At 61.2% G+C, this 21,348-nt stretch carries 23 protein-coding genes; 17 read left to right on the forward strand and 6 right to left on the reverse strand.

What is annotated here, in order from left to right:
* Positions 1-44 precede the first annotated feature (44 nt).
* Complete coding sequence (locus tag LIY45_RS27830) at positions 45-509, forward strand: CopD family protein (RefSeq protein WP_017479376.1); 465 nt, start codon at positions 45-47, stop codon at positions 507-509.
* Positions 510-633: 124 nt separating this feature from the next.
* Here the strand turns inward: LIY45_RS27830 and LIY45_RS27835 are convergent, their stop codons facing one another.
* The 3 genes from LIY45_RS27835 to LIY45_RS27845 form a co-directional block, all read right to left on the reverse strand.
* Positions 634-1,392: a collagen-like protein gene (locus LIY45_RS27835; protein ID WP_226478284.1), complete on the reverse strand. Its 759-nt coding sequence runs from the start codon at positions 1,390-1,392 to the stop codon at positions 634-636.
* Positions 1,385-1,678, reverse strand: coding sequence for a DUF1145 domain-containing protein (locus tag LIY45_RS27840; RefSeq protein ID WP_226478285.1), 294 nt, complete (start codon positions 1,676-1,678; stop codon positions 1,385-1,387). The genes LIY45_RS27835 and LIY45_RS27840 overlap by 8 nt, the downstream gene beginning before the upstream one ends.
* A 128-nt stretch (positions 1,679-1,806) precedes the next feature.
* Positions 1,807-2,502 (reverse strand): OmpA family protein, encoded by a 696-nt coding sequence (locus LIY45_RS27845; protein WP_026078213.1) that lies wholly within the window; start codon positions 2,500-2,502, stop codon positions 1,807-1,809.
* 180 nt (positions 2,503-2,682) lie between these two features.
* Between LIY45_RS27845 and LIY45_RS27850 the strand changes: the two genes are divergently transcribed.
* The 4 genes from LIY45_RS27850 (at position 2,683) to LIY45_RS27865 (ending at position 4,414) form a co-directional block, all read left to right on the forward strand.
* On the forward strand, positions 2,683-3,180 hold the full coding sequence (locus LIY45_RS27850; RefSeq protein ID WP_226478286.1) for a DUF6231 family protein: 498 nt from the start codon (positions 2,683-2,685) through the stop codon (positions 3,178-3,180).
* 4 nt (positions 3,181-3,184) lie between these two features.
* Positions 3,185-3,655, forward strand: coding sequence for a YchJ family protein (locus LIY45_RS27855; protein WP_226478287.1), 471 nt, complete (start codon positions 3,185-3,187; stop codon positions 3,653-3,655).
* Positions 3,656-3,716: 61 nt separating this feature from the next.
* Positions 3,717-4,217 (forward strand): LEA type 2 family protein, encoded by a 501-nt coding sequence (locus tag LIY45_RS27860; protein WP_026078214.1) that lies wholly within the window; start codon positions 3,717-3,719, stop codon positions 4,215-4,217.
* A complete protein-coding gene (locus LIY45_RS27865; RefSeq protein ID WP_003213695.1) occupies positions 4,214-4,414 on the forward strand; it encodes an SEC-C metal-binding domain-containing protein in 201 nt (66 codons plus the stop codon). The genes LIY45_RS27860 and LIY45_RS27865 overlap by 4 nt, the downstream gene beginning before the upstream one ends.
* A gap of 140 nt (positions 4,415-4,554) precedes the next feature.
* On the opposite strand, the gene LIY45_RS27870 is transcribed toward LIY45_RS27865, so the two are convergent.
* Together LIY45_RS27870 and LIY45_RS27875 are read right to left on the reverse strand one after the other, a co-directional pair.
* Positions 4,555-5,946 carry an ATP-binding protein gene (locus tag LIY45_RS27870; RefSeq protein WP_226478288.1) on the reverse strand — a complete coding sequence of 464 codons (1,392 nt, stop codon included), beginning with the start codon at positions 5,944-5,946 and terminating at the stop codon, positions 4,555-4,557.
* Positions 5,943-6,653 carry a response regulator gene (locus tag LIY45_RS27875; RefSeq protein WP_017479384.1) on the reverse strand — a complete coding sequence of 237 codons (711 nt, stop codon included), beginning with the start codon at positions 6,651-6,653 and terminating at the stop codon, positions 5,943-5,945. Before LIY45_RS27875 ends, LIY45_RS27870 begins: the two co-directional genes overlap by 4 nt.
* A 213-nt stretch (positions 6,654-6,866) precedes the next feature.
* On the opposite strand from LIY45_RS27875, the gene LIY45_RS27880 reads away from it, so the two are divergent.
* The 3 genes from LIY45_RS27880 to LIY45_RS27890 all read left to right on the forward strand — a co-directional run bounded on the left by LIY45_RS27880 (position 6,867) and on the right by LIY45_RS27890 (position 9,988).
* A complete protein-coding gene (locus LIY45_RS27880; protein ID WP_226478289.1) occupies positions 6,867-7,982 on the forward strand; it encodes an ABC transporter substrate-binding protein in 1,116 nt (371 codons plus the stop codon).
* A gap of 162 nt (positions 7,983-8,144) precedes the next feature.
* Positions 8,145-9,203, forward strand: coding sequence for an iron ABC transporter permease (locus LIY45_RS27885; RefSeq protein ID WP_226478290.1), 1,059 nt, complete (start codon positions 8,145-8,147; stop codon positions 9,201-9,203).
* Positions 9,200-9,988 (forward strand): ABC transporter ATP-binding protein, encoded by a 789-nt coding sequence (locus tag LIY45_RS27890; RefSeq protein WP_226478291.1) that lies wholly within the window; start codon positions 9,200-9,202, stop codon positions 9,986-9,988. Before LIY45_RS27885 ends, LIY45_RS27890 begins: the two co-directional genes overlap by 4 nt.
* On the opposite strand, the gene LIY45_RS27895 is transcribed toward LIY45_RS27890, so the two are convergent.
* Entirely contained in the window at positions 9,985-10,536 is a 552-nt protein-coding gene (locus tag LIY45_RS27895; RefSeq protein WP_226478292.1) for a cysteine hydrolase family protein, read from the reverse strand. The genes LIY45_RS27890 and LIY45_RS27895 overlap by 4 nt on opposite strands.
* A 96-nt stretch (positions 10,537-10,632) precedes the next feature.
* On the opposite strand from LIY45_RS27895, the gene LIY45_RS27900 reads away from it, so the two are divergent.
* From LIY45_RS27900 to LIY45_RS27940, 9 genes are all read left to right on the forward strand, one after another.
* On the forward strand, positions 10,633-11,277 hold the full coding sequence (locus tag LIY45_RS27900; protein WP_226478293.1) for a glutathione binding-like protein: 645 nt from the start codon (positions 10,633-10,635) through the stop codon (positions 11,275-11,277).
* A 234-nt stretch (positions 11,278-11,511) separates the two neighbouring features.
* Positions 11,512-13,953, forward strand: coding sequence for a penicillin acylase family protein (locus LIY45_RS27905; RefSeq protein ID WP_226478294.1), 2,442 nt, complete (start codon positions 11,512-11,514; stop codon positions 13,951-13,953).
* Between the two features lie 199 nt (positions 13,954-14,152).
* A complete protein-coding gene (locus LIY45_RS27910; RefSeq protein ID WP_226478295.1) occupies positions 14,153-15,157 on the forward strand; it encodes a ligase-associated DNA damage response exonuclease in 1,005 nt (334 codons plus the stop codon).
* Complete coding sequence (locus LIY45_RS27915) at positions 15,154-16,788, forward strand: ATP-dependent DNA ligase (RefSeq protein ID WP_226478296.1); 1,635 nt, start codon at positions 15,154-15,156, stop codon at positions 16,786-16,788. The genes LIY45_RS27910 and LIY45_RS27915 overlap by 4 nt, the downstream gene beginning before the upstream one ends.
* A gap of 328 nt (positions 16,789-17,116) precedes the next feature.
* Positions 17,117-17,896: a transporter substrate-binding domain-containing protein gene (locus LIY45_RS27920; protein ID WP_003213667.1), complete on the forward strand. Its 780-nt coding sequence runs from the start codon at positions 17,117-17,119 to the stop codon at positions 17,894-17,896.
* 57 nt (positions 17,897-17,953) lie between these two features.
* A complete protein-coding gene (locus LIY45_RS27925; protein WP_017479393.1) occupies positions 17,954-18,682 on the forward strand; it encodes an ABC transporter permease in 729 nt (242 codons plus the stop codon).
* Positions 18,679-19,389, forward strand: coding sequence for an ABC transporter permease (locus tag LIY45_RS27930; protein WP_076016567.1), 711 nt, complete (start codon positions 18,679-18,681; stop codon positions 19,387-19,389). Before LIY45_RS27925 ends, LIY45_RS27930 begins: the two co-directional genes overlap by 4 nt.
* A gap of 9 nt (positions 19,390-19,398) precedes the next feature.
* Positions 19,399-20,517 carry a succinylglutamate desuccinylase/aspartoacylase family protein gene (locus tag LIY45_RS27935; protein ID WP_226478297.1) on the forward strand — a complete coding sequence of 373 codons (1,119 nt, stop codon included), beginning with the start codon at positions 19,399-19,401 and terminating at the stop codon, positions 20,515-20,517.
* A 13-nt stretch (positions 20,518-20,530) separates the two neighbouring features.
* Positions 20,531-21,295: an ATP-binding cassette domain-containing protein gene (locus tag LIY45_RS27940; RefSeq protein ID WP_063032874.1), complete on the forward strand. Its 765-nt coding sequence runs from the start codon at positions 20,531-20,533 to the stop codon at positions 21,293-21,295.
* Positions 21,296-21,348: the final 53 nt, after the last annotated feature.

A 21,348-nucleotide genomic window follows, 5' to 3' on the forward strand; every position in this document is an offset into this window, starting at 1 on the left:
TATCATACCCCGCTAATTAATCCCGCGCAGAACGGAGTACCCCAATGACCGTCTTTAGCTTCGCTTACACCCTGCATGTACTGGCCGCCCTGATCTGGGTCGGCGGTATGTTTTTCGCCTGGATGATCCTGCGCCCCGCCGCCATGGCCGCGCTGGACGGGCCTGCACGACTGAAACTCTGGATGAATGTGTTTCAACGTTTTTTTGTGTGGGTCTGGGTCGCGGTGCTGGTCTTGCCGATCAGCGGTGTCGGCCTGCTGCAACTGCGCTTCAACGGGTTTGAGACCGCGCCGCGTTATGTGCAGGTCATGATGGGGTTGTATGTGGTGATGACCGCGCTGTTTATCCGGATTCAGGCGCTGAAGTTACCGGAGCTGCGCACGGCGGTGGCGGCTGAGGATTGGCCGGCCGGGGCTGCGGCGTTGGGGCAGATTCGTAAACTGGTGGGGATTAACTTGATTGTGGGGTTAGTGCTGGTGGCGATTGCTTCGGCACGGCCGATGTTCTGAGGCGCCCCATATCCTGTGGGGAGGGGCTGCTGTGGCTAGGGAGCTTGCTGTGGCGAGGGAGCATGCTCCCTCGCCACAGCAAGCTCCCTAGCCACAGCAAGCTCCCTCGCCACAAGGTAAAGCGTTAAAGCCTCTGAATGGTCACAGCCCCCGCAGGCCCCGCTGGCCCCGGCTGCCCTTCCAACCCGGCCCGGCCTTTCTCGCCGCCATCCGCGCGGTACACCAGGCAACCCTTGGACTGCCCGCCTTTACCTGGCTTGCCCGCCGTGCCCGCCAAACCACCGGCACCGCCGTCCACCCAGACCTTGATCTTCTCGCCCGGGAAGTCCTGCGGCAATTCCACACGAACCTGCGCGCCCGCCGCGCCCGGCAGCCCGTCGCCGCCGTTATCGCCATTGGCACCGCGCCCGGCCGAACCCCAGGTGCAGCCCGGGTCTTCGCCGTTGGCACCGTCCAGCCCGGCATAACCCTGGGCACCCGCACCGCCGCGGGCATCCACCGACAGCTCATCGGCCGTCAGCGAGTTAATCCGCAAGGTCAAGTCACGCCCAGCCTTGGCCGGACGTTCATGGGTACCGGGAGCACCCCGCGAGGTGATCTGGCTGCCATGTTCCAGCTGCGCCTGGCGCACCTGCAGTTGCAGGGGGGTGCTGCCGGGCACGATGGCGATGCGTGCGTCGCGGCCCAGGTGCAGTTCATCCACCGTCACCTGGGTGATATTGGCGGGGATCAGCAAGGTGCCGTAATCCGCCACGTCCAGTCGCTCCAGTTGCAACACGCCACTGCTGTTGGGCAGGCGCATCAGCGAGTTGGTCTCGACGCTGACACTCTGGGCCAGGGCAATGGGGCTGACCAGCAGGGCCAACAGAAAAACCTTACGCATGATTGGCCTCCTTGTTTACATCATTAGTCGGTGTCGGCGTCGAAAAGCTCTGCACATGGAACATCCCCACCAGCAGGATCTGCAAGCGGTCACGCCAGGGATGGGCACGGGTTTTCACACTGCCGTTGAACAACAGCAGCTCCAGAATATGGGTCAGCAACAACAGGCTGCCGGCCAGGTTGACCAACAGGTGGAACGGGTTGATCAGCGGTGTGAACAGATTGACCACCACCACGCCCCAGAACAGCAACGTCAAACACTTGCCCAGCCCCCAAAACACCTTCATCCCGCACGCTCCCCTTGCACATTATTCTTTGGGCGCACAGTAACGACTTCTACAGGCGTTGTGCCAGTGAAGGATTAAAAAATTGATGAAGGGGCCCCTGGGGATTCCACAGGGGCCTTGAGGCGGGGTCAACGGTTGATCTGGATTTCCACACGGCGGTTTAGCGCGCGGCCGTCAGCGGTTTTGTTATCTGCCACCGGATGGCTTTCGCCGGCGCCGGTCACGGAGACGAAACTGCTGCGCGGGACGCCGGAACTGACCAGGTAGTCGGTTACCGAATGAGCACGTCGTTCCGAGAGTTTCTGGTTGTAGGCGTCTTTACCGACGCTGTCGGTATGCCCACTGACGCGCAGTTGCGCACTCGGGGCCTCTTTTTTCAGGCGGGTGGCAATGACGTCGAGTTTGGTTTTGTCGGCCGCCGTCAGCTTCGCGGAGTCGAACTCGAAGTGCACATCACGAATCACGATGGTTTCTTCCTTGACCACCACCACTTCCTCTTGAACCACCGCTACCGGCACGGGTGGGCAGCCATTGGCGTCGACCTGCACGCCTTTTGGCGTGCCAGGGCACTTGTCGCGGCTGTCCGGTACGCCGTCGCCGTCTTCATCACCATCGCCATGCACCCAGCAATAGGCGCCTGCCATGCCGCCGATCAGCAACGCGCCGTAGCCTGCATAGGAAGAGCTTTGGGTTGCGCCAATGGCCGCGCCGGTCACGCCGCCGACCGCGGCGCAGGTGGGCCAGTCGGTTTTTTGCAAGCCTGCGCAACCTGTCAATACTCCGGTTAGCAGAACCAAGGGTAGAGCTGTCCGCATGATGCTCATCTGACTTTCTCCTGAGGGGATCGGCGGGGGCCGACGGGTGGAGTAAAGACCGCTCTTTTCATCTGCGCCAGCGTGTCACACCCCAGTATTCATTGGGCCAGGCGGTTTATTCTCCCCGCCCGCTCTAGGCCCGCACGCTCAGGCAGGCTAGTCTCTACGGTCCTGATGTGAGGATCTTCGATGACTGCCGGTATTTCTTCCCGTACACCCCAGCAAGCGCTCGCCGCACTGCTGGATCTTCACGCGCCAAAACGCCTGCTGTTATTGGGCGCCAGCCAGTTCCCGGCGCTGGATGCCTTTAAGGAAGCGCACCCGGATACCGTGGTGTCCTTCGCCGAGCCCGGGGCCTTGCCCGCCGACCTCGCGGCCCAGCGTTTTGACCTGGCGCTGGTGGTTGATTGCCTGGAACACCTGTCAAAACCTGCGGGCCTGACCTTGCTGGGGGGCATTCGCAACCTCAATGCCAGCCGCATTGCAGTGCTGGTGGACCTGGCCGCCTGCCACTGGAAAGACACCGACTTCTTCTCCCTGGCCCTGCAAGCCAGCGAACGCTTTCAGCGCGACGATCAGGTTTTGACGCTGTTTACCTATGATCTGCTTGACTATAAACAGGTGCCGGATTGGCTGAACGCCCGCTTCTGGGCCAACCCGCAAAACTTTGGAAAGTATTGGTGGTAACCCGATGAGTACATCCATTTGCCCCTGCGGCAGTGGCAACCTGCTGGATGCCTGCTGCGGCCATTATCACGCCGGCCACCCGGCACCCTGCGCCGAAGCGTTGATGCGTTCGCGCTACAGCGCCTATGTACTGGGCCTGGTGGACTACCTGGTGGCGACCACCCTGCCCGCGCAACAAGCCGGGTTGGACACAGATGCCATCGGCGCCTGGAGCGCCCAAAGCACCTGGCTGGGCCTTTCAGTGGAAAGCTCCGAGGTGTTCGGCGGCCAGCCGGAACACGCCTTCGTGACCTTTACCGCACGCTGGCACGACAGCACTGGCGAACACAGCCACCGGGAGCGCTCATCTTTCGTACAGAATAATGAGCACTGGTACTTTATCGACCCGACAGTGGACGTGAAGGCTGGGCGCAATGACGCCTGCGTATGTGGCAGCGGGCAGAAATTCAAGAAGTGCTGTGCCGGCTACCTCTGACATTCATTGATACCCGGCAGGCTCGCGCTTGCTATGCTGACTCTTCAAAGGGGGTAATGGCATGGTTTCTAAGGCGCGGGTATTCAGGACTTACAGCCTTCTACTGGCATTGACGCTAGGGCTCTCTGGCTGTGCATCGTGGTTCGCCGACGACGCGCCCGCCCCCGAGGTGCGGCTGGTCAAGGTCGATCCCGTGCGGGTCAAGTTGCTGGAGCAGAAGTTCAAGCTGTATTTCCGTGTGGATAACCGCGACGACAACGATCTGACCGTGCGCGGCCTGGTGTACAAGGTCAGCCTGGGTCCCCTGCTGCTGACTGAGGGTGAGTCCAACGAATGGCTGACCGTACCGCCCCACAGCCACGCTTTCTTCCGGGTATCGGTGCGCACCAACCTGTGGCCACAAATCCGCGATGTGGTCGACATGCTGAAAAATCCGCGCGAGCCCGTGCCCTATCGTCTTGAAGGCGAGTTGAAAACCGGTTTATTTATCGGGAACGACGTGCAGGTGATGCGCAATGGCGAGATAATCCCCGGCGATTCTATTCCGGAGCGACATCGATGACTCAGCAACCCCATGTCCATGGTCCTGACTGCAACCACGATCACGATCACCATGATCACGACCACGGCCATGTCCACGGCCCGAACTGCGGCCACGCTCACCAGGAGCCGGTGCGCAACACCTTGAAGGACGTGGGTCGTAACGATCCTTGCCCGTGCGGCAGCGAGAAGAAATTCAAGAAGTGCCACGGGGCTTGAGTTAAGAAACCCGATTCTCGAAACACTGCACATCCAACTGTGGGAGCGGGCTTGCTCGCGAAAGCGCATTGTCAGTCAACCTCTCTGTTACTGATACACCGCTTTCGCGAGCAAGCCCGCTCCCACATTTAGCCTGCATTTCAAGGCCAGGATTTGCGTTGAAACTGCAACACCACCTCCAATCCCCCACCTTCCCGATTGCTCAAGCTCAAACGCCCGTCATGGGCACTGGCGATCGTATGCGCGATGCTCAGCCCCAGCCCATACCCGCCGGTTTCCACGTTGCGTGAGCCTTCCACCCGGTAAAACGGTTCCATCACCTGTTCCAGTTGTTCCTGGGGAATCCCCGGCCCACGGTCGCTGATGACGATCTTCAAACTGTCGGCCTTGTCCTCAACCCGCACCACCACCTCGCGGCCATAACGCACCGCATTCTCCAGCAGGTTTTGCACGCAACGCTTAAGGCTTCGGGCATATCCGGGCAGCGGCTGTTTGGCCCGCCCTTCTATCGCGACCGTCTCACCCACATCCTGAAGATCGGCCTGCAAGCTTTGCAGCAAGGCGTTGATGTCGATGTTCTGGCGCTTCTCGTTGATTTCGCCGCTGCTGACAAAATCCAGGGTGCTGGAAACCATGTGCTCCATTTCTTCGAGGTCGCTGCGAAAACGCTCCTTGGTGCGGTTGTCGTCGAGCATTTCCGTACGCAACCGAAGGCGTGTGATGGGTGAACGCAGGTCGTGGGAAATCGCCGCAAGGAAGCGCGTACGTTCGGCGATGTTAGCGATCAGCCGCTGTTGCATGGCGTTGAACGCCTGGGCGGCGCGGCGTACTTCAGTGGGCCCATCGACCGCCAGCGGTGGCCGCTGGATGTCCCGGCCCAACGCTTCGGCAGCCTTGGCCAGGGCGTTCAGCGGGCGAATAGCCAAACGAACGGCCACCAGGGCAATGATCACCAGCACCAATACCCGCAGCAGGTAAATGCGCATCACGTAGTCAAACAACAGGTCCATGGGCGAGGTGCTGGTCCAGCCCTGCTCCTCGGTGGCCTGTACCTGCAGCCAACGCCCGTCCGGCAAACGCAGGTCAATCAGGAATTGCCCCACCACAGGCTTGGAGCTGAGCAGAGTCGACAGCCCGGCATGCTGGCCCTCGGCATCCAGCAACTTGAGACTCAACAGATGCAGGTTTTGGGTGTAGCCGGTTTTCTCCGAGAGCACTTTATTCAGCAAGCGCTCGGTGGCCTGGTCGCTGTCGCTGATGCGGCTTGTCACCTCACTGGCCTGGTCACTCAGGGTCAGGTGAAAGCCCGGCGTATCGAGCAGTTTGATCAGTCCATCAGCCTGCGCCGGATTGCTGTGCACCAGCCGCACCACGTCCGCCAGCCGCGTGGCGATCAGCCGGCTGGGGATTTCCAGCACCTGGCCGTGGCGCATGTCGTACCAGATGCTGCTGGTCAGGGCCTGGGCCGCGAGCATGCCACTGACCAGGATCAACACCAGCCGGCCAAACAACGAACGCGGCAGCAGTTTCACGATTGCAGCGCCACGTCGTCGGCGGTGAGCATGTAGCCCTCGTTGCGCACGGTCTTGATCAACCCGGCCGGCAGTTGCGAGCGCAGGCGGCTGACGCACACGTCGATCGAGCGGTCGAACGGCGTGCTGTCCTTGTCGAATACATGGTTGAGCAAAAAGTCGCGGCTCAACGGCCGGTTGGGATGCTGCAGCAATAGGCGCAGCACCCGGTAATCGGAGTTGCCGAGGCTGACCACCACCCCCTCCGGCGAAAGCAATTGCCGCGCCCGAGTGTCCAATTGCCAGCCGGCGAAGCTGATGCTCGGCGCTTCATCCAGCCGTGCCCGGTCCGGAAAGCTCTGCACCCGGCGCAGCACCACCTTGATCCGCACCAGCAACTCCCGTGGGTCGAACGGCTTGGGCAGGTAATCGTCGGCGCCGATTTCCAGGCCGACGATCCGGTCGATCAACGTGCCCTTGGCGGTGAGCATGATCACCGGCGTGTTGGAGCTGACCCGCAATTCGCGGCACAGGCTCAGGCCGTCTTCGCCCGGCAGCATCACGTCGAGCACGATCAGGTCGATGACATTCAGCGCCAGGCGGCGGCGCATTTCCTTGCCGTCGCCGGCGGTGGACACCTGGAAACCGGCGTCACTCAGGTAGTCGCACAGCAACTGGCGGATTTGCGGGTCGTCATCAACGATCAACAGGTGGTCTTGCTTGGCCATGGCGCAACTCGTCCGAAACTCAAAAGGCAGGAGATAGCCGAAACGTCAGCCAGGCGTACGCGCAAATGTAATGGAATGTTGTGGGAAGCGGTAATCGCGCATCCCCATTACAAAGCCACGGCGTGGCGGCCGGTATCGGTCTTTAGACTACCGAATCTAAATGAGATTAATTGTAATTTAACTCAAGAACAGCTTTCACCTGGAGTTCTCCCCATGCTGAAACCCCGCCACTTCCTCAAGCTGGGCGCGCTGTTTGTCGTGCTGATCCTTGGCCACGCCGAAACCGCCGCCGCCCATGAAGTCACCGACGTGCTGGGCCGCAAGGTCGAGGTGCCAGACCACGTGCAGCGCGTAGTGCTCGGCGAAGGCCGGCTGATTTCGGCGTTTGCCTTACTGGACAAGGACGCGCCGTTCCAGCGGATTGTCGGCTGGCAGAATGATTTGAAGCTGCTGGACGCTCACACCTACAACGCCTACGTGGCGAAATTTCCGATGGTAAAAGACATCCCGCTGATTGGTCAGGCGTCGGAGCAAAGCGTCAGCGCCGAGGAAATCCTCTCGCTGAAACCGGACCTCGCGGTATTCAGTATTTCCGGCCACGGCCCGACCGAACACAGCCCGGTGGCGGATGTGTTGGCCAAGGCGGGCATCGCGGTGTTGTTCGTCGACTTCCGTATCAACCCGGTGCAAGGCACCCACGCCAGCATGACCGCCCTGGGCCAGGCCCTTGGCCGGGAAACCCAGGCCAAGGCGTTCCTCGACTTTTATGACCAGCACATCAAGGTGATCACCGACGCCGTCGCCACCTTGCCGGCCGGCCCACGCCCCAGCGTGTTCCTGGAATTGCTGGCCGGCGCCTGGCAGGCACCGGGGCACACCACCGGCAAGAGCGGCATGGGTGAAGTGATCAAGCTGGTGGGCGGCCGTAACATCGCCGCCGACGTGGTACCGGGGGCGCTGGGTGACATCAGTGTCGAGTACGCGCTTAAGGCTGATCCGGATGTGTACGTGGCCACCGGCAATCACACGCCGGGGTTGATTCTGGGTGCCGGCGTGAGCAACGAAGATGCGCGTGCCGCGTTTAACGCGGTGCTGGCCCGCCCGGAGTTTGTGAACCTTCGGGCAATTCGTGAGGGTAATTCCCACGGCTTGTGGCATGACTTCTACAACTCACCGTACAACCTGCTGGCGATTGAGGCGTTGGCCAAGTGGGTGCATCCGGCGTTGTTCGCCAAGCTGGACCCGAAGGCGACCATGGAAGCGATGAACCAGCAGTTCCTTGGCATGCCACTGCAGGGTGCCTACTGGATTGATGGCAAGGCCAAGTAACTAAGGCTCACAACCCATTCCCTGCCTGGACACGGTTCCTGTGGGAGCTGGCTTGCCTGCGATAGCGGTGTTGGATTCACCATCGCCATCGCAGGCAAGCCAGCTCCCACACTGACCGAGTACCGGCAGGGATTTTCGTCGTTTTCAAGGCTGTGTAATCCAATGACCACTCAAACCCTCGACCTCGCCACCGCCAGCCACGGCTATCGTCGCCTGCTGGCCCGTCGCTGCTGGCTGCTGGGCCTGCTGGGTGGCGCGCTGATGTGCGCGATCCTCGTGGACCTGGCCAGCGGCCCGTCGGGCATGGGCCTTGGCGCCCTGCTCGATGGCTTGTTGCACCCGGCCCACCTGAGCGCCACCGACCAGGTGATTATCTGGAACGTGCGCCTGCCCTACGCCTTGATGGCGGTGTTGGTTGGTTGCGCGCTGTCGCTGGCGGGCGCCGAGATGCAGGCGATCCTCAACAATCCGCTGGCCAGTCCGTTCACCCTGGGCGTTTCGTCGGCGGCGGCGTTGGGCGCGTCCCTGGTGATTGTGTTTCCAGTGACAACGCTGTGGGTGTCGGCCAATACGGCGATTTCCATTTCGGCATTTGTGTTTGCCGCCGCCTCGGTCTTTTTGCTGCAAGCCATGTCACGCCTGCGGGGTGCCGGGGTGGAAAGCCTGGTGCTGTTCGGGATTGCCTTGGTGTTCAGTTGCAACGCGGTGGTCGCCCTGTTGCAACTGGTGGCCACCGAGGACGTGCTGCAACAACTGGTGTTCTGGACCCTGGGCAGCGTGACCCGGGCCAACTGGGACAAGCTCGGCATCCTCGCGTTGGTGGTCGCGGTGGTCATGCCCTTCTCCTTCGCTGCTGCCCCGCGCCTGACCTTGCTGCGCATGGGCGAAGACCGCGCGCAAAGCTTCGGTGTCGACGTGAAACGCCTGCGGTTTTTCTCGTTGTTGCGCATCAGCCTGCTGTCGGCCACCGCCGTGGCCTTTGTGGGAACCATCGGATTTATCGGCCTGGTGGGTCCGCATATCGCGCGGATTCTGGTGGGTGAAGACCAGCGCTTCCTGCTGCCGGCCAGCGCGCTTGTCGGCGCTTTGCTGTTGTCGCTGTCCTCCATCGCCAGCAAGTTGATCATGCCCGGGGTGATCGTGCCGGTGGGCATCGTCACTGCACTGGTGGGTGTGCCGATTTTCGTGTTGCTGGTGTTCAAGCGCGGGAGGCCGTTATGAGTACGGGATTGTCGATTCAGAACACCCACGTCAGTTATGGACGACGCCAGATTGTGCATGACCTGAGCTTGCCGACCCTGGCCCACGGCAGTTTGACCGCGTTGATCGGACCGAACGGTGCGGGCAAGTCAACGTTACTGCGGGCGGTGGCCGGGCTGGAAAAGATGCAGGGCGTTGTCAGACTGGGTGACCTGGACCTGACGAAGATGTCCGTCGGTGAACGTGCCCGACGCGTGACCTACATGCCGCAGAACCTGCCACCGGGGTTGAGCCTGAGCGTGATGGAAAGCGTGATCGCGGCGTTGCGGGTGGCGAACGTCGAGGGCATTCCGCTTTCAACTGACGCGTGCATGCGCCAGGCCTTTGATGCGTTGCAAAGGATTGGCATCGCTCACCTGGCGGATCAGCTATTGAGCACGTTATCCGGCGGCCAGCGGCAACTGGTCAGCCTGGCGCAACTGATTGCGCGCCGGCCACAGGTGATGCTGCTGGATGAGCCCACCAGTGCGCTGGATTTGAACTACCAGTTGAAAGTCATGGACTGCGTGCGCGGCCTGGTGCGGGAGCACAACCTGATCGCCGTGGTGGTGCTGCACGACATCAACCTCGCGGCACGTTATGCCGACCATATCGCTGTGCTGCGACAAGGTCGGTTGCATGCCTGTGGCACGGCGGATGAAGTGCTGGATACGGCGTTGTTTGCCGAAGTCTATGGCGTGCAGGTCCGTATCGAACGGTGCTCGCAGCAAACGTTGCAGGTGTTGGTGGATGGAGCGGTGGCTTAAGCCAGCAGCTGTCTTGAGAAAATCACCGTGGCGTATTCGCCGTGGAGGTTGCCCAACGACATGGCATGCACCTGCTCTGCCGAGTGCATCTGCCCAAAGAAGTCCGCCTTGTCGAAGGTGTAGCAGGCATCTTCGATAACCCAGGTCTCAAACCCCAGGTTGCCGGCACTGCGGGCCGTGGCCTCCACCGAGTTATGGGTGGCCACGCCCACCAGCACCACTTGCCCGATCCCGGCGTCACGCAAACTCGCTTCCAGCCCCGTCCCACAAAACGCGTCCGGCACGCGCTTCTGGATGAGTTGCTCACCCGCCTGGGGCACAAACGCCTCCTGAAACTCCACCCCCGACTGCTCCGGCCAGAACACCGACTCCGGCGAGTGGGACAAATGCTGCACGTGAATCACCGGCCAGCCTTCGCGCCGCCAATGCCCCAGCAATGCCAGCATGCGCGCCTCGGCGTGCGGATTATTGCGCCGCCCCAGCTTGGGATGATGAATGCCTTTTTGCTGGTCAATTAGAATCAACGCTGCGCCCGCACGGATTTCCATATCGATAGACCCAAATGTTTCATTGAATTTTCGTCACCCTAACATTACCTATACCTACAGGCATTCGCTCAAGCGTCACCACCCCTGGAGAGCTTCATGATCGACCTGTATTACTGGACCACCCCCAACGGTCACAAAGTGTCGTTGTTCCTGGAAGAAGCCGGTCTGCCTTACGAGGTGCACCCGATCAACATCGGCCAGGGCGAGCAGTTCAAGCCCGACTTCCTGAAAATCGCCCCCAATAATCGCATCCCGGCCATCGTCGATCACAACCCGACCGACGGTGGCGCGCCGATTTCCCTGTTCGAATCCGGCGCAATCCTGCTGTACCTCGCGGAAAAAACCGGCCAGTTCATTCCCCAGGACCTGCGCGGTCGTCAGGAAGCATTGCAGTGGCTGTTCTGGCAAATGGGCGGACTGGGACCGATGGCCGGTCAGAACCACCACTTCAGCCAATTCGCCCCGGAAAAAATCCCCTACGCGATCAAACGTTATGTGGATGAGACCGCCCGCCTGTATGGCGTGCTGGACCGGCGCCTGGCCGACCGCACCTTCGTGGCCGGCGAGGCGTACAGCATTGCCGACATGGCGATCTACCCGTGGATCGTTTCCCACAAGTGGCAGAGCCAGAAGCTGGAAGACTTCCCACATGTAGAACGCTGGTTCAACCACCTCAAGCAACGCCCGGCGACGGTGCGTGCCTATGAGCTGGTACAGAAGGTCAATCCGCCAAAATCCTGAAGGTAAGCCGAATCAAAAATGTGGGAGCGGGCTTGCTCGCGAATGCGGTGTATCAGCTAAAAGAGTTGTGGCTGATCCACCGCATTCGCGAGCAAGCCCGCTCCCACACTGATTTGTGCCCGACTAGAAACCTTACGCAAATCCTGAAATAAGCATCGCCTCCCGCTTGCGTCGTTTCGCCGCGCTCACTAACGTAGCGCCTTTACTGACGCTACCCCCCGCAGGAGCTTTGCCATGGCCTCGCCAGCCCTCTCACATTTTCTTCCCCGGTTCGGCGTTGCCGCGGCCATTGCCAGTGCCTTGGGCCTGGCCGGTTGCCAGTTACAAAGCACCCAGGACACCCTGCCTCCGGTTTCCGGCGTGCAGCCCATCAAGGGCCTGGCGCAGAACGTTTCCGTGCGCCGCAACAGCCAGGGCATCCCGCTGATTGAAAGCAGCACCTTCCACGATGCGCTGTTCACCCTGGGCTACGTGCACGCCAGCGACCGCATCACCCAGATGGTCACCCTGCGCCTGCTGGCCCAGGGCCGCCTGGCGGAAATGTCCGGGCCGGATGTGCTGGATGTCGACCGTTTCATGCGGGCGGTCAACCTGCGCAAAAGCGCCGGCGAGCTGTATAACGCCTCGTCGCCGCGCCTCAAGCGCTTCTTTGAAGTGTATGCGCGCGGGGTCAACGCCTACCTGTTCCGCTACCGCGACAAGCTGCCGCCAGACCTGGCCCAGAGCGGCTACAAGCCTGAATACTGGAAGCCGGAAGATTCGGCGCTGCTGTTCTGTCTGCTGAATTTCAGCGAGTCGACCAACCTGCAGGAAGAGTTGTCCTCATTGGTGCTGGCGCAAAAAGTCGGCGCCGACAAACTCGCCTGGCTGACCCCAAGCTACCCGGATGAACCGTTGCCGGTGGCCGAATCCGACAAGCTCAAGGGCATCAACCTGAGCCAGATCCCGGGCCTCGCCGCGTTGACCAGCCTCAGCGAGCACCTCGGCACCGTGAACACCCTGGGCACTTCCAGTTCCAGCAACTGGGCGATCGGCCCGCAGCGCAGCCGCAGCAACAAGAGCCTGCTGGCCAATGACCTGTCGACCTCGATGCAGGCCCCGTCGCTGTGGAACTACGTGCAGATCCGTTCGCCGAAATACCAGGCCGCCGGCGTTTCGATTGCTGGCCTGCCAACCCTGCTTTCCGGCTTCAACGGCAAGGTGGCGTGGAGCATGAGCCAGGTCTCGGGCGACACCCAGGATGTGTTCCTGGAGAAGGTCAAGCGCCAGGGCAACGCGCTGTACTACGAGAACAACGGCAAATGGCTGCCCGCTATCGTGCGCAACGAAACCTACTTCGCCAAGGGCCAGCGGCCGATTCGCGAAGCGGTGTACGAAACCCGCCACGGGCCATTGCTCAACAGTGCCCAGTCGCTGAACAGCGGCTACGGCCTGGCCTTGCAGACCGCCGATTTCAAGGACGACAAGAGCCTGGACGCGTTCTTCGACCTGTCTCGTGCGCAAACCGCCGGTAAAGCCTCTGATGCCACCCGGGAAATTCGCGCGATTGCCTTGAACATGGTCTTCGCCGATGCCAGCAGCATCGGTTGGCAAGTGACCGGGCGCTTCCCGAACCGCCGTGAAGGCGAAGGCCTGGTGCCATCGCCGGGCTGGGACGGGCGTTTCGACTGGGATGGCTACGCCGACGCGATGCTGCACCCTTACGATCAGGACCCGACCCAAGGCTGGATCGGCACCGCCAACCAGCGCACCATTCCCCGTGGCTACGGCATGCAGTTGTCCAACTCGTGGGCCGCGCCGGAGCGCGCCGAACGTATCGCGCAACTGGCCGGCAGCGGCAAGCATGACAGCCGCAGCATGATCGCCATGCAGTACGACCAGACCACCACGTTCGCCGCCAAGCTCAAGAGCATGTTCCAGGCGCCGGGCATGGCCCAGCCGCTGAAACAGGCGATCAATGCATTGCCGGTGGCCGAACAGGCCAAGGCGCGGGAAGCCCTGGGTCGCCTGATGGCCTTCGATGGCAGGCTGGCCTCCACCTCCGCCGACGCAGCGATTTATGAACTGTTCCTGCAGGAAAGCGCCAAGCAGATTTTCCTCGACGAACTCGGCCCGGAAAACAGCGCCACCTGGAAAGCCTTCATCGGCAACGCCAACCTGTCGTACTCGGCGGTGGCCGACCACCTGCTGGGGCGCGAAGACAGCCCGTTCTGGAATGACGCCCGCACCGGGCAGAAAACCGACAAGCCGGCGATCCTCGCTCGCAGCCTGGCCGCCGCGATCACCGCCGGCGACAGCGCCTTGGGCGCCGATCACAAGGCCTGGCAGTGGGGCAAATTGCACAGCTACACCTGGAAGAACAGCAGCGGCAAGCCCCTTCGCGGGCCACTGGCGGCGGGCGGCGATCACAACACCCTGAACAGCGCACCGTATAGCTGGGGGCAGAGTTTCGACACGACCCAAGTGCCGGCGCTGCGGATGATTGTCGACTTCGGCCAGGCGGAACCGATGATGGGCCAGAGCGGCATCGGCCAATCCGGCAACCCGGCCAGCCCGAACTATGCCAATGGCATCGACCCATGGTTGAAAGCGCAATACCTGAGCTTCCCGATGCAACCGCAGAACTTTGACGGGGTGTATGGGAAGACCCGGTTGACGTTGGTGCCGGGTAAATAACCCGGTTTCCCTGACGCAACCGGATCAAAATGTGGGAGCGGGCTTGCTCGCGAAAGCGGCGGATCAGTCACCAGATCTTTTGACTGACACACCGCATTCGCGAGCAAGCCCGCTCCCACATTTGATTGCATGCATTCCGATAGAACTTCTCCACCCGCCCCCGCCTCATAATTAACAAGCCCACTTCCACGGCACGCCCATGGACCTTGTTATCGCCCGGCCCGAAGGCCTCTACTGCCCCGCCGGGGATTTCTACATCGACCCCTGGCGCCCGGTAGAACGTTCCGTCATTACCCATGCCCACGGCGATCACGCCCGCACCGGCAACCAACACTACCTGGCCGCCGCTCCCGGCGAAGGCATCCTGCGCTCACGCCTGGGCCAGGACATCAACCTGCAAACCCTGGCCTACGGCGAAACCCTGCGTCACCACGGCGTCAACGTGAGTTTCCATCCCGCCGGCCATGTCCTCGGTTCAGCCCAGGTACGCCTGGAATACCGGGGTGAAGTCTGGGTCGCCTCCGGTGACTATAAAGTCGAGCCCGACGGCACCTGCGCACCGTTCGAACCCGTGCGTTGCCATACCTTTATTACCGAATCGACCTTCGGCCTGCCAATCTACCGCTGGCAGCCCCAGGCGCAGATTTTTGCCGGGATCAACGACTGGTGGCAGGCGAATATCGCGGCCGGCAAGGCCAGCGTGTTGTTCTGTTATTCCTTCGGCAAAGCCCAACGAATTCTCCATGGCATTGACGCCAGCATCGGCCCGATCCTCAGCCATGGCGCGGTCGAACCCCTGAACCGGGTGTACCGCGAAGCCGGCATCTATATCCCCGAAACCCTCTACGCCGGCGACTTCAAAAAGACCGACCCTTTGCTGCGCCAAGCCCTGATCATCGCCCCGCCCTCGGCCGGCGGCAGCACCTGGATGCGTCGTTTCGGCGACTACAGCGACGCCTTCGCCAGCGGTTGGATGCGCCTGCGGGGCACTCGGCGGCGGCGCGGAGTGGATCGCGGCTTTGTGCTCTCGGACCACGCCGATTGGCCCGGGCTGCTATGGGCCATCGAGCAAACCGGCGCCGAGCGGGTGATGGTCACCCACGGTTCTGTGGGCGTATTGGTCCGGCACCTGCGGGAAAAGGGCCTCGACGCGCAAGGGTTCACCACCGAATACGGCGATGACGAAGAGGAAGCCGCGTCATGAAAGCCTTCGCCGAGCTGTACGCCAACCTCGACGCAACCACTTCCAGCAATGCCAAGCTCGCCGCCTTGCAGGCCTATTTCCTACAGGCGCCTGCGGGAGATGCTGCATGGGCGGTGTACTTTCTATCCGGCGGGCGGCCCCGACAACTGGTGCCCACCCGGTTGCTGCGGGACATGGCCACCGAAGCCGCGAGCATTGAGCCGTGGTTGTTCGAAGAGAGTTATCAGTCGGTAGGCGACCTGGCAGAAACCATTTCCCTGCTGTTACCGGAATCGCCCCACACTTCGGACGACGGCTTGGCGGTGTGGCTGGAAGAAAAACTCCTGCCCCTGCGTGGCCTGCCGCCAGAAGAATTGGCCGAGCGCCTGCCCGCCCTGTGGGCACAACTCGATCAACCGAGCCTGATGCTGTGCATCAAGCTGATCACCGGCAGTTTCCGGGTGGGCGTATCGAAGTTGCTCGTCACCCGCGCCCTTGCGGCCATGGCCGGGCTCGACAGCAAACGCGTGGCCCAGCGCCTGGTGGGCTACACCGACCTGTCCAACCGTCCGACCGCCGAAGGCTATTTGAAACTGATCGCTGCCGAATCGTACGACGAGCATGCGCAACGTGGCGGGCAGCCTTATCCGTTTTTTCTCGCCCATGGCCTGGCCCAACCCGTGGAGCAATTCGACGCCCTGCTCGGCTCTCCCGCGGACTGGCAAGTGGAATGGAAGTGGGACGGTATTCGTGCGCAGTTGGTCAAGCGCGAAGGCCGCTTGTGGATCTGGTCCCGGGGTGAAGAGCTGGTCACCGACCGTTTTCCGGAACTTCATGACCTGGAAAACAGCCTGCCGGATGGCACAGTGATCGACGGCGAAATCGTGGTGTGGAAGGGCTCGGTGCAACCCTTCGCCCTGCTGCAACAGCGCATAGGCCGTAAAACCCTGAGCAAGAAAATCCTCGAAGACGCGCCGGTCGCCGTGCTGGCCTACGACCTGCTGGAACACCACGGCAACGATTGGCGCAACCACACCCAGGCCGAGCGTCGGGCACAACTGGAGCAGGTGATCAGCGACTGCGACCAGCCCACGTTGCGGGCATCGCCGTTGCTGACCGGCGACAGCTGGCAGGCCTTGGCGGAGCAACGTGAAGCTTCCCGCAGCCTGGGTGTGGAAGGCATGATGCTCAAGGCCCGGGATGGTCTCTACGGCGTGGGCCGCACCAAGGACATGGGCGTGTGGTGGAAGTGGAAAGTCGACCCGTTCAGTGTCGATGCCGTGCTGATCTATGCCCAGCGCGGCCACGGCCGGCGCGCCAGCCTGTACAGCGACTACACCTTCGCCGTATGGGACGGACCGCCCGGCAGCGAACGCACGCTGGTGCCGTTCGCCAAGGCGTATTCGGGGCTGACCGATGAAGAAATGCGCAAGGTCGACGCCATCGTGCGCAAGACCACCGTGGAGAAGTTCGGCCCGGTCAGCAGCGTCACGCCGAGCATGGTGTTTGAACTGGGTTTTGAAGGGATTGCCCTGTCCAAGCGGCACAAGAGCGGAATTGCCGTGCGTTTTCCGAGGATGTTGCGCTGGCGCCAGGACAAGGCCGTCGATGACGCCGACAGCCTGGCGACCCTGCAGGATTTACTGGCCTGACACGCCTTCCACGAACACCACCGATCAATGTGGGAGCGGGCTTGCTCGCGAAGGCGGTGGATCAGTGACCAGATGTATTGACTGACACACCGCCTTCGCGAGCAAGCCCGCTCCCACATTTGAAAACTTACACGCCCCAAAATAATGCATAGATTTATCAGTGCCCATTTTCGGGCATTTCCTACTGGCACAACTCCTTAATCTCACCTTTTAAAACGACCATTCGGAACTATGGTGCAGAAATTGCTACTTGAGTCCGGTCTGATACCGTTCAGTAACAGTCCTAACCGCGCCACAAGCGCTTATCTTGGTTTCCAGGGATTACATAATGAAAAAAGCATTGCTGACCCTTTCTGCACTGGCTCTGTGCATGGCCGCCGGTTCCGCGCTGGCCAAGGAATACAAGGAATTGCGTTTTGGTGTCGATCCGTCCTACGCGCCGTTTGAGTCAAAAGCCGCCGATGGCAGCCTGGTGGGCTTCGATATCGACCTGGGCAATGCCATCTGTGCCGAGCTGAAGGTCAAGTGCAAGTGGGTCGAAAGTGATTTCGACGGCATGATTCCAGGCCTCAACGCCAACAAGTTTGATGGCGTGATTTCCTCGATGACCGTGACCGAAGCCCGTGAAAAGGCGATCGACTTCTCCAACGAGCTGTTCTCCGGCCCGACTTCCCTGGTGTTCAAAAAGGGCGCGAACTACTCCACGCCTGAGTCCCTCAAGGGCAAAAGTGTTGGCTACGAGCAAGGCACCATCCAGGAAGCCTACGCCAAGGCCGTACTGGACAAGGCCGGTGTGACCACCAAGGCCTACGCCAACCAGGACCAGGTGTACGCCGACCTGACATCCGGTCGTCTGGACGCTTCCGTACAAGACATGCTGCAAGCCGAACTGGGCTTTTTGAAGTCGCCAGCCGGTGCTGACTACGAAGTCAGCAAGGCCATCGACGATCCACTGCTGCCGTCCAAAACTGCGGTCGGTATCAAAAAAGGTAACAAAGACCTCAAGGCCTTGTTGGATAAAGGTATCAAAGCGTTACACGATGATGGCACCTACGCCACCATCCAGAAGAAACACTTTGGCGATCTGAACCTGTACAGCGGCAAATAATGCCTGGGGCGCCCTTCCTCTGGAGGGGCGCTTTTTTATCGCCATAGGTCCTGATTTATGTTCGAAGATCTTTTGCAAACCCTGGGGCTCAGTGCCTTTAGCTTGAAGGGTTTCGGCCCGCTGTTGCTGCAAGGCACCTGGATGACCGTCAAGTTGTCAGTGTTTTCCCTGGCCGTCAGCGTGCTGCTGGGCTTGCTCGGCGCCACTGCCAAACTGTCCAGCCTGCCGTTCCTGCGGATTCCCGCACAGATCTACACCACCTTGATTCGCGGCGTGCCCGACCTGGTGCTGATGCTGCTGATTTTCTACAGCCTGCAAATCTGGCTGACCGGCTTTACCGACTTTATGGAATGGGACTACATCGAGATCGACCCATTCAGCGCCGGGGTTATCACCCTGGGCTTTATCTACGGTGCGTATTTCACCGAGACCTTTCGCGGCGCGATCCTCGCCGTGCCCCGTGGCCAATTGGAGGCTGCCACGGCTTACGGGCTCACGCGTGGCCAGCGGTTTCGCTTCGTGACCTTCCCGCAGATGATGCGCTTCGCCCTGCCGGGCATCGGCAATAACTGGATGGTGATGCTCAAGGCCACGGCACTGGTGTCGATCATCGGCCTGGCCGACCTGGTCAAGGCCGCTCAGGATGCGGGCAAGAGTACTTATCAGCTGTTCTATTTCCTGGTGATCGCCGCGTTTATCTACCTGTTGATCACCAGCGCGTCCAACTTCGTCCTGCGCCGCCTCGAACGGCGCTACTCCGCAGGCTCCCGGGAGGCAGTGCGATGATCGAACTGATCCAGCAATACTGGCGCCCCTTCCTTTATAGCGACGGCCAGCACATCACCGGCCTGGCCATGACCATGTGGCTGCTCAGCGCCTCGATCTTCATCGGCTTCCTGGTCTCAATCCCGCTGTCCATTGCGCGGGTGTCGCGCAACCGCTGGGTACGCTGGCCGGTGCAGTTCTACACCTACCTGTTTCGCGGCACGCCGCTGTATATCCAGCTGCTGATTTGCTACACCGGGATCTACAGCATCGCGGCGGTTCGCGCGCAGCCGGTACTGGATGCGTTCTTTCGCGATGCGATGAACTGCACCCTCCTCGCCTTCGCCCTCAACACCTGCGCCTACACCACGGAGATTTTTGCCGGGGCAATCCGCAGCATGGCCCACGGCGAAGTCGAAGCGGCGAAAGCCTATGGCCTCAGCGGCTGGAAGCTGTACGCCTACGTGATCATGCCGTCGGCCCTACGCCGCTCGCTGCCGTACTACAGTAATGAAGTGATCCTGATGCTGCACTCGACGACGGTGGCCTTCACCGCGACGATCCCGGATATCCTGAAAGTCGCCCGGGACGCCAACTCGGCCACCTATATGACCTTTCAATCATTCGGTATCGCTGCGCTGATCTACCTGACCGTGACCTTTGCCCTGGTCGGTCTGTTTCGTCTGGCGGAGCGTCGCTGGCTGGCCTTTCTCGGCCCCAGCCACTAAGGAGCCTTCATGCGTCATCAGATTCATCCACTCGTGGCGCCGGTGCCAGGCACGGCGCGGCAGATCCACAGCTTCCACTTCGGACCCGAACACGCGCAAGGCAAGATCTACATCCAGTCGTCGCTGCACGCTGACGAGTTGCCGGGCATGTTGGTGGCCTGGCATCTCAAGGCGCGTCTGGCACAACTGAACGCGGCTGGCCGCCTGCGCAGCGAGATCGTACTGGTGCCCATCGCCAACCCCACCGGCCTGGAACAGGTGTTGATGGACATCCCCCTGGGCCGCTATGAGCTGGAAAGCGGGCAGAATTTCAATCGCCTGTTTGTCGACCTGAGCGACGAAGTCGGCAATCAGGTCGAAGAACTGCTGGGAGATGATCCACAGCACAACGTCGAACTGATTCGCGACGCACTCACCATGGCGCTTGCGGCGCAGACACCGGCCACGCAGCTGGAATCCCAGCGCCTGGTGCTGCAACGCCTGGCGTGCGATGCCGACATGGTGCTGGATCTGCACTGCGACTTCGAAGCCGTGGCGCACCTGTACACCACCCCCGAAGCGTGGCCCCGGGTAGAGCCGTTGGCGCGCTATATCGGTTCGGAGGCCAGCCTGTTGGCTACCGATTCCGGAGGGCAGTCGTTCGATGAATGCTTCACCCTGGTCTGGTGGCAATTGCAGCAACGGTTTGGCGAGCGCTTCCCGATCCCGATGGGCAGCTTTTCCGTGACCGTCGAACTGCGCGGCCAGGGCGACGTCAACCACGGCCTGGCCAGCCTCGACTGCCAGGCGATCATCGATTACCTGATTCACTTCGGCGCGATCAGCGGCGACCCTGCACCGTTGCCGGACTTGCCCTACCCCGCCACACCGCTGGCGGGCGTCGAGCCAGTGGCCACGCCGGTGGGTGGCTTGCTGGTATTCAGTGTGCTGCCCGGCGAATACCTGGAAGCCGGGCAACTGATCGCCGAAATCATCGACCCCATTTCTGACCGCGTAACGCCGGTGCATTGCCGCAATGCCGGGCTGCTTTACGCTCGTTCGCTGCGACGCATGGCCACTGCCGGGATGGTCATTGCCCATGTCGCCGGCACTGAAGCCTATCGCAGCGGCTATCTACTTTCGCCTTGAGGATGCACGCCCCATGTACAAATTGACCGTTGAAGGCCTGCATAAAAGCTATGGCGACAATGAGGTGCTCAAAGGTGTCTCGCTCAAGGCCAAGACCGGTGATGTGATCAGTTTGATCGGCGCCAGTGGCTCGGGTAAAAGCACCTTTTTGCGCTGCATCAACTTTCTTGAACAGCCGAATGACGGCGCCATGACCCTGGATGGGCAGCAGATTCGGATGGTCAGCGACCGCCATGGGATGCGCGTGGCGGATGATGCTGAGTTGCAGCGCCTGCGTACGCGGTTGGCGATGGTGTTTCAGCATTTCAACCTGTGGAGCCATATGAGTGTGCTGGAGAACATCACCATGGCGCCGCGCCGGGTGCTGGGTTGCAGCAAGAAAGACGCCGAGGACCGGGCTCGCCGGTATCTGGACAAGGTTGGGCTGCCGGCGCGGGTGGCGGATCAATATCCGGCGTTTTTGTCGGGTGGCCAGCAACAGCGGGTGGCGATTGCCCGGGCGTTGGCGATGGAGCCGGAGGTGATGCTGTTTGACGAGCCGACTTCGGCGTTGGATCCGGAGTTGGTGGGTGAGGTGTTGAAGGTGATTCAGGGTTTGGCTGAGGAAGGCCGCACGATGATCATGGTGACCCATGAGATGAGCTTTGCCCGCAAGGTGTCGAGCCAGGTGCTGTTTTTGCACAAGGGGTTGGTAGAGGAACAGGGGGCGCCGGAGGATGTGCTGGGTAATCCGAAGAGCGAGCGGTTGCAGCAGTTTTTGAGTGGGAATTTGAAGTAGCCGGTCGGGGTGGGGTGGGGTGTATATCCGTTATTTAGGTAACGGCCGCTTAG

This window comes from Pseudomonas sp. MWU16-30323, from assembly GCF_020515595.1.
Classification (GTDB): Bacteria; Pseudomonadota; Gammaproteobacteria; order Pseudomonadales; family Pseudomonadaceae; genus Aquipseudomonas; species Aquipseudomonas yamanorum.